This is a genomic window from Roseovarius sp. JB2-10 (assembly GCF_055693585.1).
This window is the reverse complement of the sequence record NZ_CM146337.1, coordinates 133,183-148,327: the sequence shown is the minus strand read 5'-3', so window position 1 is coordinate 148,327 and position 15,145 is coordinate 133,183. Positions and strand designations below refer to the sequence as shown.

The window sequence follows — 15,145 nt, the reverse complement described above, 5'->3', positions numbered from 1 at the left end:
CATGCTGCGAACTGATTACTTGTCCGCGTTGAAGATCAGCCGCAGGGACACAGGGCTTACGCGCGTGATGCTGTCCAGGCTGGCAAGCTCCTGCAGCGCGTCAATGCCGGCATCAATGCCCGCATCTTCGGTGCTCAGCATCAGCATACCGTTGCTCGCCACCATCACCTGATCATCGCTCAGACGCATCACAAAGAAGGTTGCATCCAGCTCGTTCTCTGTACCCAGAAGGTTCAGCGTGCCGGAAGTTTCCACCACGGCGGAGTCGCCCACCGGCATGTCATGCAGTGTCGCCATGTCAATCTTGGCGGTGATTGTGGCTGATGGGGCGTTCTTGAACACATGTTCCACCATGCGTTCGTTGCGGATGTCGATCAGCGTCTCGACGGAACCCAGGTTCAGATCAATCGACACATCGCCATAATCGTTCACCTTGCCGCTGACATCGCCAAAGCTGTGCGACTCACCGACATAGTCGTTCTTGATCGAGCCAAAGGACACGTTCGACAGTTCCGGATCCAGCGTCCAGCTTTGGGCATGTCCGCCCGCGTAGACGGTGGTTGCTGCCAGCGACAGCGCGGTGGCTGCCATGATTGATGTGAGTTTCCGCATAGTCTTCTTCCCTTCGTTGTTGGACACGCCTTCGGTTTTCCGGGCGGCTGATAGGGAAACACGCGGATGCCTGACTTTATTCGGTGCGAAGGGGGAGAAGTTTGTAACATGCTGACGTGAAACGAAATTCACCATGAAAAAGGGGCGCAGCAGAGTATGTGCTACGCCCCTTTGATCTTAACAGATCATGTCAGATCAAAAGCGATCTGCCTCCATGACCTTGACCCAGGCCGATACGAAATCAGCGACAAAGGCATCACCCCGATCGGCCTGCGCATAGGCTTCGGACAGCGCCCGCAATTGCGAGTTGGAGCCAAAGACCAGATCAACGCGTGTGCCGGTCCATTTCACGGACCCGCTGGCGCGATCGCGGATTTCGTAGGTGTCGTCACCTGCGGGTTTCCACTCGTTAGCCATGTCCAGAAGGTTCACGAAGAAGTCGTTCGTTAGCTTGCCGGGGGTGTCGGTGAAGACGCCATGCGATGACCCGCCAGTGTTGGCCCCGAGGACCCGCAAGCCACCGACCAGGACGGTCATTTCCGGTGCGGTCAGGGTCAAGAGTTGTGCGCGGTCCACCAGCATTTCTTCGGCTGAGACGCTGAAGGTTTGCTTCTGGAAGTTGCGGAAACCGTCGGCTTCTGGCTCCAGTACGTCAAAGCTTTCGACATCGGTCTGTTCCGCCGAAGCGTCCATGCGGCCGGGCGTGAAAGGCACTTCGATGCTGGTGCCCGCATCCGCCGCGGCTTTTTCGATGGCTGCCGATCCGCCCAATACGATCAGGTCAGCCAAAGACACTTTCTTGCCGCCGGATTGGAAGTCGGACTGGATGCCTTCCAGAACGCCTAGAACTTTCGCCAGTTGTGCAGGATCATTGGCTTCCCAATCCTTCTGCGGGGCCAGTCGGATGCGTGCGCCATTTGCACCGCCGCGCTTGTCCGACCCGCGGAAGGTCGAGGCTGAAGCCCAGGCTGTCGAGACCAGTTCAGACACCGAAAGGCCGGAGCCGAGGATTTTCGCCTTCAGATCGGCAATCTCGCCCGAAGTCACCAATTCGTGGTCGCATTCGGGGATCGGATCCTGCCAGATCAGCTCTTCACCAGGCACTTCTTCACCAAGGTAAAGCGCGCGCGGTCCCATATCGCGGTGGGTCAGTTTGAACCATGCGCGGGCAAAGGCATCGGCGAACTCGTCCGGGTTTTCGTGGAACCGGCGCGAGATTTTTTCATAGGCCGGGTCCATGCGCATCGCCATATCGGCGGTGGTCATCATGATCGGCACTTTCTTGGACCCATCCGCCGCATCGGGTGCCATGTCGTCTTCCGAAAGGCCCACGGGCTGCCATTGGTTTGCACCAGCAGGGCTTTTGGTCAGCTCCCATTCGTAGCCGAAAAGCACGTCGAAATAGCCGTTGTCCCATTGGGTCGGGTTCGGTGTCCAGGCGCCTTCGATACCGGATGTGATCGCATCCCCGCCTTTGCCCGATGCATGCGTGCTCAGCCAGCCAAAGCCTTGCGCTTCAATCGGCGCGGCTTCCGGCTCGGGGCCCACATGGGCCGCGTCGCCCGCGCCATGCGCCTTGCCAAACGTGTGGCCACCGGCGGTCAGCGCCACGGTTTCTTCGTCATTCATCGCCATACGCGCAAATGTTTCGCGGATGTCACGGCCCGATGCCACTGGATCCGGGTTGCCATTGGGTCCTTCGGGATTGACGTAGATCAGGCCCATCTGAACAGCGGCGAGAGGGTTTGCCAGTTCGCGATCACCGGAATAGCGCTTGTCGCCCAGCCATTCGTCTTCCGCACCCCAATAGATGTCTTCTTCAGGGGCCCAGATATCTTCGCGCCCGCCGGCAAAGCCAAATGTCTTGCCGCCCATGGATTCGATGGCGCAGTTGCCGGTCAGGATGAAGAGGTCAGCCCAGGAAATCTGATTGCCGTATTTCTGTTTGATCGGCCAGAGCAGGCGACGCGCTTTGTCGAGGTTGCCATTGTCCGGCCAGCTGTTGAGCGGCGCAAACCGCTGGTTGCCGGTGGAGCCGCCACCGCGGCCATCTGCGGTGCGGTATGTACCTGCCGCGTGCCAGGCCATGCGGATGAAGAACCCGCCATAATGGCCGTAATCCGCAGGCCACCAATCCTGAGAATCGGTCATCAGCGCATAAAGGTCTTTCTTGAGCGCCTTCAGGTCGAGTTTCTTGAACTCTTCGGCGTAGTTGATATCCTTGCCCATCGGGTTTTCGACAGGTTGGTTTTGGTGCAGGATTTTCAGGTTCAACTGGTTTGGCCACCAGTCACGGTTCGAGCGAACCCCCAAATTTGTGTGCATTACCGGGCACTTGCCGATATCGTTTCCATCCATGTCTGTCTCCGATGCTGGTTGCGTCTTGGGCTGCCGAAAGGGCTCGGGCCGCGATTGAATTTTGCTGGGGAAGGCAGGCGCGCCATGTCATGACGATGCATGAGACCAGGACGAGTTGCAGCGGCCTCCCTGCCGTTACAGACCATATGTAGCAACTGTTTAGAATAGTTATAAGTTGCATTTTCTGATCTCAGTCATAATATTTTCTAATGACTCACCTGACAATCAGACAGCTCCGATATTTCGAGGCTTTGGCGGCTCACGGCCATTTCGGTCGGGCGGCGGAAGCCTGTTCTGTGACCCAACCCGCGCTTTCGGTTCAGATCAAGGAACTCGAGCAGGATCTGGGCACAAAGCTCTTTGAGCGAGGTGCCAGGCATGTGCGTTTGACGGGCTTTGGTGAGGATTTTGCAGTCCGGGTGCAGGATATTTTGCGCCGCGTGGATGAGCTGGGCGACATGGCCCGCGCCTCGACGGAAAAGATGGTGGGCCGGCTGCGTCTGGGCGTCATCCCGACGATCGCGCCCTACCTCCTGCCGCGCATCATCGCCAATCTCGGCACCAGCCATCAGGGCCTCGATGTGCACATTCGCGAAACGCTGACACCCCGGCTGGTTCAGGAATTGTCCGAAGGTCGGCTGGATGCGGCGCTGGTCGCCCTGCCAATCTCGGAACCAACATTGACCGAAATCGAACTGTTCACCGAAAATATGGTCTTGGTGCGTTCGGACGCCGATGCCCAAAAACCGGTGCCGGACAAGGATGCGCTGCGGGAAATGCGTCTGTTGCTGTTGGAGGAAGGGCATTGTTTTCGGGATCAGGCGCTGTCCTTTTGCAATATCCCGTCTTCTCTGCCGCAGGAGGGTCTGGACGGCAGCTCCCTTTCGACATTGGTGCAGATGGTAGGTGCTGGCATTGGCGTCACGCTGATCCCAGAAATGGCCGTACCGGTTGAGACCCGTTCTGCAGCCGTCTGCGTCGGGCATTTCAAAAACCCCCAGCCCACGCGCACCGTCGGTATGGTGTGGCGCAAGACAAGCCCCTTGGCGGACCATCTTCACCAGATTTCCGAAGTCGTCCGACAATCTGCCGAAGAATTGCGTGCGGATTAACCATTTGAGGTCAGGCATGACCGGTGTAACGGTTGAAGAAATGAGGGGGGCGACATGTTTGCAGAAAGACGGGCACAGTTGCAGGCGCGAATGCGCGATGCGGGTATTGATGTGGCGCTTATCACTGATGACGACAACGTCTATTACCTGACCGGGTATTACGATTACCTGCACATGGAGTTTGGCCGTCCGACCATTCTGGTGGTGCCAAGGGATGGCAGTACTTTGCTGATCACGCCGACGATCGATCTGGTGATGGCAGAGGCCGCGGCGCAGGTGGATCGGATTGTGCCCTGGAATGATGGCGCTGGCAATGAATGGCGCGAAGAGTTGCCCGGCGCGCTGAAACATGCGGATCGCGTCGCTATCGAGCCGGATCATATGCCACCTGTTGTGCGGGCCTATGTGGATGAATTAACCGGGCGCACTACGCCGATCAGCGTCACACCGCTTCTGGCCGAGATGCGGATGATCAAGACGCCGGAGGAGCTGCAACTGGCACGACACGCGGGGCAGGTGGCCAACGCGATGATGGCCGCTGGGCGTGCCGCGATTGGCGATGGCGTGCCGGAATTCGAGGTGGCGATTGCCACGTCTCAGGCGGGTACGCGCAAGGCGGCCGAGCTCTTGGCCGCGCATTACGCGGATGCGGACATGTCCCCCAATACGCACTTCCTGCAGATCATGGCATCTGGCCCCGAGATCACCAAAACCCATCACCGCGCCACAACCCGCGTGATGCGCCATGGGGAACCGGTTTTTCTGTGCTTCTGTGGGATGACCAATTTCCATCGCTTCAAACTGGGTTTTGACCGGACCTTCTGGATTGGCGAGATCGCGGATAAATCACAGGCAGCGGTGTACGAGGTAGCCCTGGCCAGCCAGAAGGCAGCGCTGGATGCATTGCGTCCGGGCGTGACGGCGGAGAGCGTGCACGCCGCCTATGCCGAGGTGATACAAGGCGCGGGTTACGATTATCCATTCCGCTGCGGGCGCGCGACGGGCTACAGCTTTCTGGAGCATCCGCAGCTTGTGACGGGCGACACGACGATCCTTCAACCGGGTATGGTGCTGGCGGTCGATGGCTCGGTTTCCGTCGAGACCTTCCGCGCGCAGGTGGGCGACAGTTTCATCATCACCGAAGACGGGTATGAGGCGGTTACAGATCATCCGAAGCGGATTGAAGATACAATCCTGTGATGTTGCCGGAGTTTGCGAATTACGGTTAAGCGGACAAGCGGACAAAGTGGCTGTAAATTCAGAGAATCCAGATGTCAGATTTGGTACGTATGCTTAAACCCGTATCTGAGTAGAAGATGATGAAGAATGGATCTAACGAGATGCTACCGCTAAATCCCGTTTAAAAATGGCATCTGTTACCCTATGAGTTTTGTATCTTTAAGGAATTTCAAAGGAAGCCGTTTTGGAAAAGTACAAATCGCTTCTTTTGAGGACATTTCTCTATATTGCCGGTTTGGTTTTCATGAAGGTCATAAATGTGGATTCCTTGTTCTTATTCTTAGGGTTGGGTTTCGCAGTGCAGGATTTGGCTGAAAAATTCTTTAAAATTAAAGGAGGCGGTTAAGCAACCGAAGCAGGCAACCTGAACATGAAACTGAAAGGATTAAACGGTCTCTCATTGCTTCGGTGCCGTTACCGTTCATCTGACGCAAAAAATCGGGTAAATTTCGCGCGTCCTATAGATGTGAACCGCCGGAAAAGGGCCAGACCGCAATGTCGATTATGGCCTCCAAACGGACATTCAGATTGCGTCACTAAAACAAACCCCCGCGGCAGGGCCTCGGGGGTCGTCAAAGTCATAAGTGCTGATCAAGCTACGTGAAAGACGCTCAGAGCATCCCTTCGCGCTGGGCTTTCTTACGTGCCAGTTTACGGGCACGACGGATCGCTTCAGCTTTTTCGCGCGCTTTTTTCTCGGACGGCTTCTCGAAATGTTGCTTGAGCTTCATTTCACGAAACACGCCTTCGCGCTGCAGCTTTTTCTTCAGGGCACGAAGCGCCTGGTCGACATTGTTGTCGCGAACACTAACCTGCATGTGGTGTCACCACCTTCCTAAGTTAAAGTTGCAAGAGATTGCAGGAAGTGGCCGTATAGCAAAGCGCTTTTGTTTTGTCTAGGGTGGCACGAACCGCAGGAGAAGACGATGTCAGACGCTGAAATCAAAGCAAAATTGCTGGATGCCGCGCAGAATCATGTGCCGTTTGATGGCTGGAGCGAAGTTACGTTTCTGGCGGCGATTGCCGATGCGCAGATTGAATCGGGCGTGGCCCGTGCCGTTTGCCCGCGCGGGGCGGTTGATCTGGCGCTGGCCTATCACGAGGCGGGGGATATGGCGATGCTGGCCGCGATTGATGCTGCCGAGCTTGATGACATGAAATACCGTGACCGTGTGGCGTTTTGCGTGCGCGCCCGGTTGGAGGCCGTTGAGGACAAGGAACTGGTGCGCCGGGGCATGGCGCTTTTTTCACTGCCCCATCATGCGACTGACGGCGCCCAGGCGGTCTGGAAAACCTGTGACCGGATCTGGGTGGCGCTGGGTGACAGTTCCAATGACATCAACTGGTACACCAAGCGCATGACGCTGAGCGGCGTCTACAGCGCGACGGTGCTCTACTGGCTGGGGGATGACAGCCCGGATCATCATGAGACTTGGGATTTTCTGGACCGTCGCATCGAAGACGTGATGCAGATTGAGAAGTTCAAGGCGCAGATGCGCGACAACAAGCTGGTCGGCGGCCTGATGGCGGGGCCGCTTGCGTTTCTCAGCCGGATCAAGGCCCCGCAGCAGGGTCAGCAAACAGGTATGCCGGGTCGCTGGAACGGCCCACAATAAGGAGCAAGTCGATGGCAGAGATGATGAAGGCCGTGGAGATCACAAAACCCGGCGGGCCTGATGTCTTGCAGGTCACGCGGCGCCCGGTTCCGTCGCCGCGCGTGGGCGAGGTGGTGATCAAGCTGGCCTATGCGGGCGTGAACCGCCCGGATGCATTGCAACGGGCCGGGCTCTATGCGCCGCCCCCCACGGCCAGTGATCTGCCGGGCTTGGAAGCGGCGGGCGAAATTGTGGCCGTTGGCGACGGTGTCAGTGATCTGAAAACAGGTGATCTGGTCTGTGCATTGCTGCCCGGTGGCGGATATGCCGAATATGTTGCCACACCGGCCGCGCATTGTTTGCCCGTGCCAAACGGCCTCACACTGGATCAGGCTGCGTGTCTGCCAGAGACGTTCTTTACCGTCTGGTCCAATGTCTTCATGCGCGGCGGATTGCAGGCGGGTGAGGTTTTTCTGGTCCACGGGGGCTCGTCGGGGATTGGTACAACGGCGATCCAATTGGCCAATGCCTTTGGCGGGCGTGTCTTCACAACGGCCGGGTCGGATGAAAAATGTGCCGTGTGCCGCGATCTGGGCGCGGAACAGGCAATCAACTACCGTGACGCGGACTTTGTCGAGGTGATCCGCGGGGAAGGTGGGGCAAACCTGATCCTGGATATGGTGGGCGGTGACTATCTGCCGCGAAACGTGAAATCGTTGGCGACAGAGGGCCGTCTGGTTCAGATCGCGTTTCTGCAAGGGCCCAAGGTCGAGCTGAACTTCGCCTCTGTCATGATGCGGCGATTGACGATCACAGGAAGCACTTTGCGCCCACAAAGCGACCTTGCGAAAGCCGAGATTGCCGAGGCGTTGCGCGAACATGTCTGGCCTCTGATCGAGGCGGGCAAGGTGGCACCGGTGATGGACAGTGAATACCCGCTGGAGGAAGCGTCCGCCGCGCATGCCCGGATGGAAAGCAGCGGCCATATTGGCAAGATCGTCCTGAAAATCGCTTGAGGCCCTGATGCAAGTCGCCTTCTTCGTTCTGGTCCTGGTCAGCCTCGCCTTGAGTGCCGTGGCGATGGCCAGTCACGACCCGCTAAGCTGGCGTTTTGCGGTGCCAAAGACATCCGATCCCGAGGCCCCCCCGAAATTCACCAAGCTCTTCGAATATGCTGCGCCAACCGGGCAGGCCCATGCACCGGGCATTGTCTTGGGCGAAGAGGGTTTTGCGCTGGTCTGGTTCGAAGGGTCCGAAGAAGCGCAGGCGGATGTCGATATCTATGCCGCTCACTTCGCCTTCAGCGAGGGGGCATGGCGTGTTTCAGAGCCCGCGCCGTATGTCACGCGGGCCTCTCTTGGGGATGCTTTCGACCCCGGTGAGTTGGTGGTGACCCTGGGCAATACCATCCAGAATGACGCAGCACCTAACGCGCTTTATGCCACGGTCGTTTCGATTGGCGGTTGGGCGATGGCATCGGTGGCCGATGTGCGCATGTCGGGTGGTGTGCCGGAGACTGCGGCCAAACTGAACCTGTCGCCGCTCCTTAATCGCTCGCATTTGGTGAAATCACCGATGATTGCCTATGACGATGGCAGTTACGCATTGCCCGCGTATTTCGAAATGGGGAGTGCATATGCCACTTTGGCACGGCTGGGCCATGACGGTCAGGTGATTGATCAACGCCGGATGCCTGCACAGGGCGTCAAGGCGATCCAGCCGATGATCGTGCCCTTGGATGCCACCCGTGCGGTTGCGTTCCTGCGCGATTTTGACCCCAGTTTCAAACTCTGGCGAAGCCGAACAGAAGACGGCGGCCAGACATGGTCAGCGGTGGAAGCCACCGATGTGGCCAATTCGAGCGCGCCGGTGGCAGCACTGTCCCTTGGGGGCGAGCGCATTCTGGCGGTGATGAATGATGATCCCGAGCGGCGGCATGAGTTGCGCATGTCAGTTTCCGAAGACGGCGGCACCACGTGGCGCATGATCCATCGGTTTGAGGATGATGCAGGCGACGCGCGCTACCCGATGCTACGCCGTCTGACCTCTGGTGAAATTCTGCTGACCTATTCCCATAGCACCAAGCGCGGCATCCGCGCGTATCTGCTGAATGATGCATGGGTAAATGCGCAATGATCGGGCTGCTCACATATGCCTCGGTTGCGATCCTGATCGGGTGGGTGGTTTACGCGCTGACCGGGTTTTTTGCGGCCACACCGGTGGCCTTGATCGCAGGCGGATTGATCGGCGCTGCCAGTGTGATTTTCCTGCGCGACACGGTTGCGATCCGTGGGATGGTTGCTGTGCTTGGCCCCATTGGGATCATGTTGCCGATGCTGGCTTTGCGGCATGCGGCCGCCGGGGCAGGGGTTTCGATTGCCCCCTTTGGCACAGTGGAAATGATTGTTTTCCTGCTGGCATATATGGCGTTTCTGGCCACGTCGATGGGCGTGCTGCCGGTTGATCTTTACCGGTTTGGATATCTGCCATTGCCGGTGGGTGTCATGGTGCTGGCGGTTTGTGCGTACGGGGTGCTCACCGGTAATTTCTTTGTCGCACTGGTCGCCGTCTTGGGGCAGGCGGCATGGGTGATGGGATGGGGCAGCAGCAACTGGTTTGATCACGTCCTGCATGCTTTGTTGGTGCCCATCGTGTTTGTGGTGTTGATAGGGCGGCTCTTTTGATCAGCTGTCCGGACGGACAGGCAACCGATGGCGCACCAGATCGGCCCAGAAACGGGCACCAATCGGCAAAAGCGCATCGTTGAAATCGTAATCCGCCGCGTGCAGCGGTTGACCATGCGGTCCGCGTTCTCCGTTGCCCAACAACAGAAAACAGCCCGGAACGGCGGCGCAGAAATGCGCGAAATCCTCGGAAAAACTCATGGCGGGGCGATCGGGAAGGGTATCGAGGCCAGCCGCCATTGCTACGTCTGCTGCGGCGTTCGTGGGGCCCGCGGCGTTGATGGTCTCAATGAATTCCGTGTTGAATTGCATCGTGGCTGTGACGCCATGGGTCGACGCAACGCCGGCAACGATCTGGCGCATGAACGTTTCGACGGCATTGCGGTCTTCTGGTACGCGGGCGCGCACATCGCCCTTGAGAGTTGCGCGCCCGGGCAAAACGTTTCGGGTGCCATCGGTCAGAAATTCAGTCACAGACACCACCGCCCCGGCGCCCGGTGCGAGTTTGCGCGCCACGATAGTTTGCAGCGCGCCCACCATCTCTGCGCCGACGGTAATGGCATCAACCCCCACATGGGGCATGGATGCGTGCCCGCCCTGACCGATGATCTCAATCTCAAACAGGCTTTCGCTGGCACAGATTTGCCCTGTGCGGGTCGACATCTGCCCAACAGGGGCACCGGGCAGGTTGTGAATGGCGTAGACCTCATCGATGGGAAAACGTTCCAGAACACCTTCATCGATCATCGCCCGCGCGCCCAGCCCATGTTCTTCATTGGGTTGAAAGAGAAACACGACCGTGCCGTCAAACTGCGGGTCCTTGCTGAGAAGTTCGGCCGCACCCAGCAACATCGTGGTATGGCCGTCATGGCCGCAGGCATGCATCACACCGGGCGTGCCCGAGACATAGTCATGCGTGCTTGTCTCATGGATGGGCAGCGCGTCCATATCCGCGCGCAAACCGATGGCGCGGTTACCGCCGCCCGCGCGCAGGATACCAACCACGCCAGCCCCCTCATGCACCTCAATGCCCATATCGCGCAGCAAACGGGCTACTTTTCCCTTGGTGCGGGTCTCCTGAAATCCCAATTCAGGGTGGCGGTGAAATTCGTGACGCAAGGCCGTCAATCTGTCGTGAAACGCGTCCATCCGGGGCCCTCTAATTACATCCGCGTACGTAACCACGGGCACCGGGAGGTGTCAAAGATCAACGGGATCAGACGGCTTTCGCGCCTGAGGATGACAATCACGTTGGGTTAAGCCCCGACGACAAGGTCATACTCAATCTCATGTTCATCACCGGCAGAATGATCGTCAGCCTGAACCGTGTAGAGAACCTTGATCTGCTCAAACGTGATCCCAACACGTTCGCTGATTACCTCCAGCGGGTCATCGACGCCGTCGTTGAACATGTTGTACGCGGAAATCGCGCAAATGGTCATCGTGATAACGAGGTAATCCAAATGCGCCTCGCCGCTATCTTTGCGCACGCTCAGAACAACCTCATCAAAGCTTTTCCCCTGCAACGCAGCGAGCGCGATATAGGGCGAGCTGGCATCATAAAACTTGTGGACTTCCAGCGGCGACGCCATAGCCCGGCTCTTCGTGCGCCCGCTGCCCGGCCGGGCGGATTTGGACTTTTGTGCAACGCCCCATTCCAGACCGTGAATATCAATCTGGTCTTCATGGCTGGCTAATGTGCTTTCGCCAGGAATGTCTGGAATTTGCAAATACCCTGTGATCGGCATGGTGTGCTCTCCAATAAATTTTCTTGAATGGCTTGAGTGTACCACGCGGACCGGGCGGCGAGAAGTTTCGAGCAGGCGTTCGAAAAAACAAGCCCACGCATTCCCACTGCTTAGGTTATGCTGGATCATGGCGTTTGTGCACGTAACGCGCCTTGACCAAATCCTATTTCCCCTACATATCCCAAGGCTATGACAGACCTTGCCCATATCCGCAATTTCTCGATCGTCGCGCATATCGACCACGGGAAATCCACGCTTGCTGATCGCCTGATCCAATCCACCAACACGGTGGCGGATCGGGATATGAAAGAGCAGCTTCTTGACAGCATGGATATCGAACGCGAACGCGGCATTACGATCAAGGCGAACACCGTGCGCATCGATTACGTGGCCGAGGATGGCGAGGCCTATGTGCTCAACCTGATCGACACGCCGGGCCACGTGGATTTTGCCTATGAGGTCTCGCGTTCCATGCGCGCGGTTGAGGGTTCGTTGCTGGTGGTTGACAGCACGCAAGGGGTCGAGGCGCAAACGCTCGCGAATGTCTATCAGGCCATCGATGCCGACCATGAAATCGTGCCGGTGCTGAACAAGATCGACCTGCCCGCGTCTGATTGTGACCGTGTGGCCGAACAGATCGAGGATGTGATCGGTATCGACGCCACCGGCGCCATTCAGGTCAGCGCTAAAACCGGCGTCGGGATTAAGGAAACACTGGAGGCGATTGTCAAAGAACTGCCCGCCCCGACCGGTGACCGCGACGCGCCTTTGAAGGCCATGTTGGTGGACAGCTGGTATGACGCATATCTGGGCGTAATCGTTCTGGTCCGCGTTATGGACGGCGTTCTGAAAAAGGGCGAACGGGTCAAGATGATGTCCAACGGCTCGGTCCACCATGTGGATCGCATCGGCGTCTTCAAGCCAGAACGCGCGGATATCGACGAACTGGGCCCGGGCGAAATCGGCTTTCTGACCGCGTCGATCAAACAGGTGCGCGACACCCGTGTGGGCGACACCATTACCCACGAAAAGAAGGGCGCGACCGAAGCGCTGCCGGGCTTCAACCCGTCACAGCCGGTGGTTTTCTGTGGCCTCTTCCCGGTGGATTCGGCCGAATTCGAAGACCTGCGCGATGCCATCGACAAACTGGCACTCAATGACGCCAGCTTTTCTTATGAAATGGAAACCTCTGCCGCACTTGGCTTTGGCTTCCGCTGCGGCTTCCTGGGGCTGCTGCACCTTGAGGTGATCCGCGATCGGATCGAACGCGAATACGATATCGAACTCATCACCACGGCCCCATCTGTGGTTTACCATGTCTACCTGCGTGATGGTTCGATGATCGAATTGCATAACCCGGCGGATATGCCGGACCTTACCCATGTAGACCATTTGGAGGAGCCACGGATCAAGGCCACGATTCTTGTGCCCGATGAATATCTGGGTGATGTGCTCAAGCTTTGTCAGGACCGCCGCGGCATTCAGGAAGATCTGACCTATGCGGGCAGCCGCGCGATGGCGGTCTATGATCTGCCGCTCAACGAGGTCGTGTTTGATTTCTATGACCGTCTGAAATCGGTCACCAAGGGCTATGCCAGCTTTGACTACCAGATGACGGGGTATCGTGAAGATAACCTCGTGAAAATGTCCGTGCTGGTCAACGAAGAGCCGGTCGATGCGCTCTCCATGATGGTTCACCGGGACCGCGCCGAAACCCGGGGCCGCGCGATGGTCGAAAAGCTCAAAGACCTGATCCCCCGACACATGTTCAAAATCCCGATCCAGGCGGCCATCGGCGGCAAGGTCATCGCCCGCGAAACCCTGTCGGCCATGCGCAAAGACGTGACCGCCAAATGCTACGGTGGCGACGCCACGCGGAAACGCAAGCTCTTGGATAAGCAGAAGGCCGGTAAGAAAAAGATGCGCCAGTTCGGGAAGGTGGATATCCCGCAAGAGGCGTTTATTTCCGCGCTGAAAATGGACGGCTAAGCCGGCCACTTTTTAGGTGTGTGCGGGTAAGCGGTTGGCGAAGCCAATTGCAGCCGCACCCGTTTGCGAATTGCGAGACGTTTTTGAGGATGGTCGGGTGCTACGTCTATCTGACCTATCCAGATTTGAGAATTTCTAAGCAGTATGCCGTGTGCACAAGCGCTATTCGGCTCAGCAAGCAACCGCCCTTACGCTTCATTTTGTGCGAATTTGCTGAACCATGAACAGCGCCATGCTATTCTGCCGTGCATTCAATGGGAGGATCGTTAAATGAAACAACTTTCACTGACACTTGCATTCATCCTGACGGCCAGTTCGGCATTTGCGTTCCAATGTCCTGCGGACATGAGCAAAATAGATGCGGCACTTGAGGCGGGAACGTCTTTGTCGGACGCGGAAATTGCACAGGTTAAGGCGTGGCGCGATGAGGGGGAGACCCTGCATGCCGCCGGTGATCATCAGGCATCGGTTGATACGCTGGCCAAAGCCAAGGAAATGCTGGGTCTGGAATAGAAGGGGCGTTGATGCCCGGTTCGGGCGTCAACCCGCACGTACAATCACGAGCGGCGGGCGATTAAAACAGCCCGTCATCCCCGTTGTCTTCTTCCAGCTTTTTGTCCGCCACGATGACCGCACCAGCGCCCACGGCGATGGCGGCGGGGGCGCAGGCGGTCAGGCTTGCGGCACAGGTAATCAATGCCAGTTTGGTCCAGACTTTCGGTGTCATGTCAGCTCTCCCCAGGTGAATTCTGTGATGATGTGGCCCCGGTTGGGACCGGCCTTTCATGCGCCCGTCTGATTGGCGGGCCTGTGGCATGTTGCGATCGGTCCTAGAAGAGACCGTCGTCGCCGTTTTCATCCTCGGCCGATTTATCCGCAAGGATAACCGCGCCCGCGCCTGCGCCCGCCAGTACAACCGGCGCACAGCCGGATATCGCAGCGCCGCTCACAATTAGCGCGAGTGTGGTCCAGAATTTCGATGTCATGACAGCTCTCCTCATCGATTTTATTATCATTCGGTTCGATCTGCGCCGAACCTGTTGCGTGTTTCATAGCACATTCCGGGGGTTGCGCGAAACAACATAACACGCGCTACCGCTGCGTTTTTCGCGTTTTGAAGGGGTTTTCTGACGTCGGACGACAAATCACATTCTTGCCTTATTTTGGCGCATACACCCGAAAAGGGTGTGGGATGGTACCGTAATGATTGCGCGACTTGGAATCGATGGAGAAATTTAAACCATTGAAAATAAATGTAAAAATACGAATTTTCAGTCAATATTCATTCCCATCAGGAAACAAATAGTTTCTAACAAATCTATTCAAATTGCCCCATTTTCGACACAAAATGACAGGGCTGTAAAAATACTGGTATGGGACAGTTAAAGAGTATGAATGTTAATTATGTAAACGTCGCGCGTGAGCGACGCCTGGTCGCGCTCAAAGTGCTGGAGCGCCGCCAACCCGCAAATCCGGGAATAGCAACGCCCAAGATGGCGGCTCATCCGGATGATGCCAAAGTCGTGCAGATGCGCGAACGCATCGTCTACCAGCTGCAGAGTTCCTGAAACGAACACCTGGATCGCGCGAGATCGCGACGCTGAATCACGCCTCTGCCCGGTCCCTGAGTCGGATTGGGCGCAGCTGTGAGACGCGGTTCCCGTCCAGACTGGAACGAAAACAGGCGGTTCATAGATTTCCCGCAAAGCGCTTTCCACCACTCACGTAACTGCGCCAAAACATGCGGGAATTTGGGGTTATCCACAGGGATTTCCCCAATTAATCCAAGAACTTATCCCCAAGAAATT

At 57.4% G+C, this 15,145-nt stretch carries 16 protein-coding genes; 9 read left to right on the top strand and 7 right to left on the bottom strand.

The genetic code is table 11. From position 1 onward, the window contains the following. Positions 1-15 precede the first annotated feature (15 nt). Positions 16-612 (bottom strand): YceI family protein, encoded by a 597-nt coding sequence (locus ACZ1HJ_RS00705; RefSeq protein WP_472720453.1) that lies wholly within the window; start codon positions 610-612, stop codon positions 16-18. A gap of 195 nt (positions 613-807) precedes the next feature. Next, positions 808-2,970 (bottom strand): catalase/peroxidase HPI, encoded by a 2,163-nt coding sequence (gene katG, locus ACZ1HJ_RS00700; protein ID WP_472720452.1) that lies wholly within the window; start codon positions 2,968-2,970, stop codon positions 808-810. Positions 2,971-3,179: 209 nt separating this feature from the next. Here katG and ACZ1HJ_RS00695 point away from each other — a divergent pair, with 209 nt between their 5' ends. Further along, positions 3,180-4,082, top strand: a complete 903-nt coding sequence (locus tag ACZ1HJ_RS00695; protein ID WP_472720451.1) for a LysR substrate-binding domain-containing protein — start codon at positions 3,180-3,182, stop codon at positions 4,080-4,082. A gap of 54 nt (positions 4,083-4,136) precedes the next feature. Beyond that, on the top strand, positions 4,137-5,282 hold the full coding sequence (locus ACZ1HJ_RS00690; RefSeq protein WP_472720450.1) for a M24 family metallopeptidase: 1,146 nt from the start codon (positions 4,137-4,139) through the stop codon (positions 5,280-5,282). A 650-nt stretch (positions 5,283-5,932) separates the two neighbouring features. Here ACZ1HJ_RS00690 and rpsU read toward each other — a convergent pair. After that, a complete protein-coding gene (gene rpsU / locus ACZ1HJ_RS00685) occupies positions 5,933-6,139 on the bottom strand; it encodes a 30S ribosomal protein S21 (RefSeq protein WP_008207378.1) in 207 nt (68 codons plus the stop codon). A gap of 108 nt (positions 6,140-6,247) precedes the next feature. Here rpsU and ACZ1HJ_RS00680 point away from each other — a divergent pair, with 108 nt between their 5' ends. From ACZ1HJ_RS00680 to ACZ1HJ_RS00665, 4 genes are read left to right on the top strand one after another with little or no spacing between them, the layout of a single operon-like run. Then, positions 6,248-6,937 (top strand): COQ9 family protein, encoded by a 690-nt coding sequence (locus tag ACZ1HJ_RS00680; RefSeq protein ID WP_472720449.1) that lies wholly within the window; start codon positions 6,248-6,250, stop codon positions 6,935-6,937. An 11-nt stretch (positions 6,938-6,948) separates the two neighbouring features. Further along, complete coding sequence (locus ACZ1HJ_RS00675; protein WP_472720448.1) at positions 6,949-7,932, top strand: NAD(P)H-quinone oxidoreductase; 984 nt, start codon at positions 6,949-6,951, stop codon at positions 7,930-7,932. A 7-nt stretch (positions 7,933-7,939) separates the two neighbouring features. Beyond that, on the top strand, positions 7,940-9,052 hold the full coding sequence (locus tag ACZ1HJ_RS00670) for an exo-alpha-sialidase (RefSeq protein WP_472720447.1): 1,113 nt from the start codon (positions 7,940-7,942) through the stop codon (positions 9,050-9,052). Beyond that, complete coding sequence (locus ACZ1HJ_RS00665) at positions 9,049-9,600, top strand: hypothetical protein (protein ID WP_472720446.1); 552 nt, start codon at positions 9,049-9,051, stop codon at positions 9,598-9,600. The genes ACZ1HJ_RS00670 and ACZ1HJ_RS00665 overlap by 4 nt, the downstream gene beginning before the upstream one ends. On the opposite strand, the gene ACZ1HJ_RS00660 is transcribed toward ACZ1HJ_RS00665, so the two are convergent. Further along, positions 9,601-10,749, bottom strand: a complete 1,149-nt coding sequence (locus ACZ1HJ_RS00660; RefSeq protein ID WP_472720445.1) for an amidohydrolase — start codon at positions 10,747-10,749, stop codon at positions 9,601-9,603. It abuts the gene before it with no gap. A 107-nt stretch (positions 10,750-10,856) separates the two neighbouring features. Continuing rightward, a complete protein-coding gene (locus ACZ1HJ_RS00655) occupies positions 10,857-11,477 on the bottom strand; it encodes an Hcp family type VI secretion system effector (protein WP_472720444.1) in 621 nt (206 codons plus the stop codon). Between the two features lie 60 nt (positions 11,478-11,537). Here ACZ1HJ_RS00655 and lepA point away from each other — a divergent pair, with 60 nt between their 5' ends. Together lepA and ACZ1HJ_RS00645 are read left to right on the top strand one after the other, a co-directional pair. Next, complete coding sequence (lepA, locus tag ACZ1HJ_RS00650) at positions 11,538-13,337, top strand: translation elongation factor 4 (protein WP_472720443.1); 1,800 nt, start codon at positions 11,538-11,540, stop codon at positions 13,335-13,337. 270 nt (positions 13,338-13,607) lie between these two features. Then, entirely contained in the window at positions 13,608-13,850 is a 243-nt protein-coding gene (locus ACZ1HJ_RS00645) for a hypothetical protein (RefSeq protein WP_472720442.1), read from the top strand. Between the two features lie 61 nt (positions 13,851-13,911). Here ACZ1HJ_RS00645 and ACZ1HJ_RS00640 read toward each other — a convergent pair whose 3' ends face one another. Together ACZ1HJ_RS00640 and ACZ1HJ_RS00635 are read right to left on the bottom strand one after the other, a co-directional pair. Further along, entirely contained in the window at positions 13,912-14,064 is a 153-nt protein-coding gene (locus tag ACZ1HJ_RS00640) for a hypothetical protein (RefSeq protein ID WP_472720441.1), read from the bottom strand. 103 nt (positions 14,065-14,167) lie between these two features. Then, positions 14,168-14,323, bottom strand: coding sequence for a hypothetical protein (locus ACZ1HJ_RS00635; protein ID WP_472720440.1), 156 nt, complete (start codon positions 14,321-14,323; stop codon positions 14,168-14,170). A gap of 405 nt (positions 14,324-14,728) precedes the next feature. Between ACZ1HJ_RS00635 and ACZ1HJ_RS00630 the strand changes: the two genes are divergently transcribed. Continuing rightward, complete coding sequence (locus ACZ1HJ_RS00630; RefSeq protein WP_472720439.1) at positions 14,729-14,905, top strand: hypothetical protein; 177 nt, start codon at positions 14,729-14,731, stop codon at positions 14,903-14,905. Positions 14,906-15,145 lie beyond the last annotated feature (240 nt).

Excerpts from the sequence above, each read along its gene's own strand:
- katG (WP_472720452.1), bottom strand. The coding sequence starts at position 2,970 with ATGGATGGAAACGATATCGGCAAGTGCCCGGTAATGCACACAAATTTG.
- ACZ1HJ_RS00680 (WP_472720449.1), top strand. The coding sequence starts at position 6,248 with ATGTCAGACGCTGAAATCAAAGCAAAATTGCTGGATGCCGCGCAGAAT.
- ACZ1HJ_RS00665 (WP_472720446.1), top strand. The coding sequence starts at position 9,049 with ATGATCGGGCTGCTCACATATGCCTCGGTTGCGATCCTGATCGGGTGG.
- lepA (WP_472720443.1), top strand. The coding sequence starts at position 11,538 with ATGACAGACCTTGCCCATATCCGCAATTTCTCGATCGTCGCGCATATC.
- ACZ1HJ_RS00640 (WP_472720441.1), bottom strand. The coding sequence starts at position 14,064 with ATGACACCGAAAGTCTGGACCAAACTGGCATTGATTACCTGTGCCGCA.
- ACZ1HJ_RS00695 (WP_472720451.1), top strand. The coding sequence starts at position 3,180 with ATGACTCACCTGACAATCAGACAGCTCCGATATTTCGAGGCTTTGGCG.
- ACZ1HJ_RS00635 (WP_472720440.1), bottom strand. The coding sequence starts at position 14,323 with ATGACATCGAAATTCTGGACCACACTCGCGCTAATTGTGAGCGGCGCT.
- ACZ1HJ_RS00705 (WP_472720453.1), bottom strand. The coding sequence starts at position 612 with ATGCGGAAACTCACATCAATCATGGCAGCCACCGCGCTGTCGCTGGCA.
- ACZ1HJ_RS00690 (WP_472720450.1), top strand. The coding sequence starts at position 4,137 with ATGTTTGCAGAAAGACGGGCACAGTTGCAGGCGCGAATGCGCGATGCG.
- ACZ1HJ_RS00660 (WP_472720445.1), bottom strand. The coding sequence starts at position 10,749 with ATGGACGCGTTTCACGACAGATTGACGGCCTTGCGTCACGAATTTCAC.
- ACZ1HJ_RS00655 (WP_472720444.1), bottom strand. The coding sequence starts at position 11,477 with ATGATCCAGCATAACCTAAGCAGTGGGAATGCGTGGGCTTGTTTTTTC.
- rpsU (WP_008207378.1), bottom strand. The coding sequence starts at position 6,139 with ATGCAGGTTAGTGTTCGCGACAACAATGTCGACCAGGCGCTTCGTGCC.
- ACZ1HJ_RS00645 (WP_472720442.1), top strand. The coding sequence starts at position 13,608 with ATGAAACAACTTTCACTGACACTTGCATTCATCCTGACGGCCAGTTCG.
- ACZ1HJ_RS00630 (WP_472720439.1), top strand. The coding sequence starts at position 14,729 with ATGAATGTTAATTATGTAAACGTCGCGCGTGAGCGACGCCTGGTCGCG.
- ACZ1HJ_RS00670 (WP_472720447.1), top strand. The coding sequence starts at position 7,940 with ATGCAAGTCGCCTTCTTCGTTCTGGTCCTGGTCAGCCTCGCCTTGAGT.
- ACZ1HJ_RS00675 (WP_472720448.1), top strand. The coding sequence starts at position 6,949 with ATGGCAGAGATGATGAAGGCCGTGGAGATCACAAAACCCGGCGGGCCT.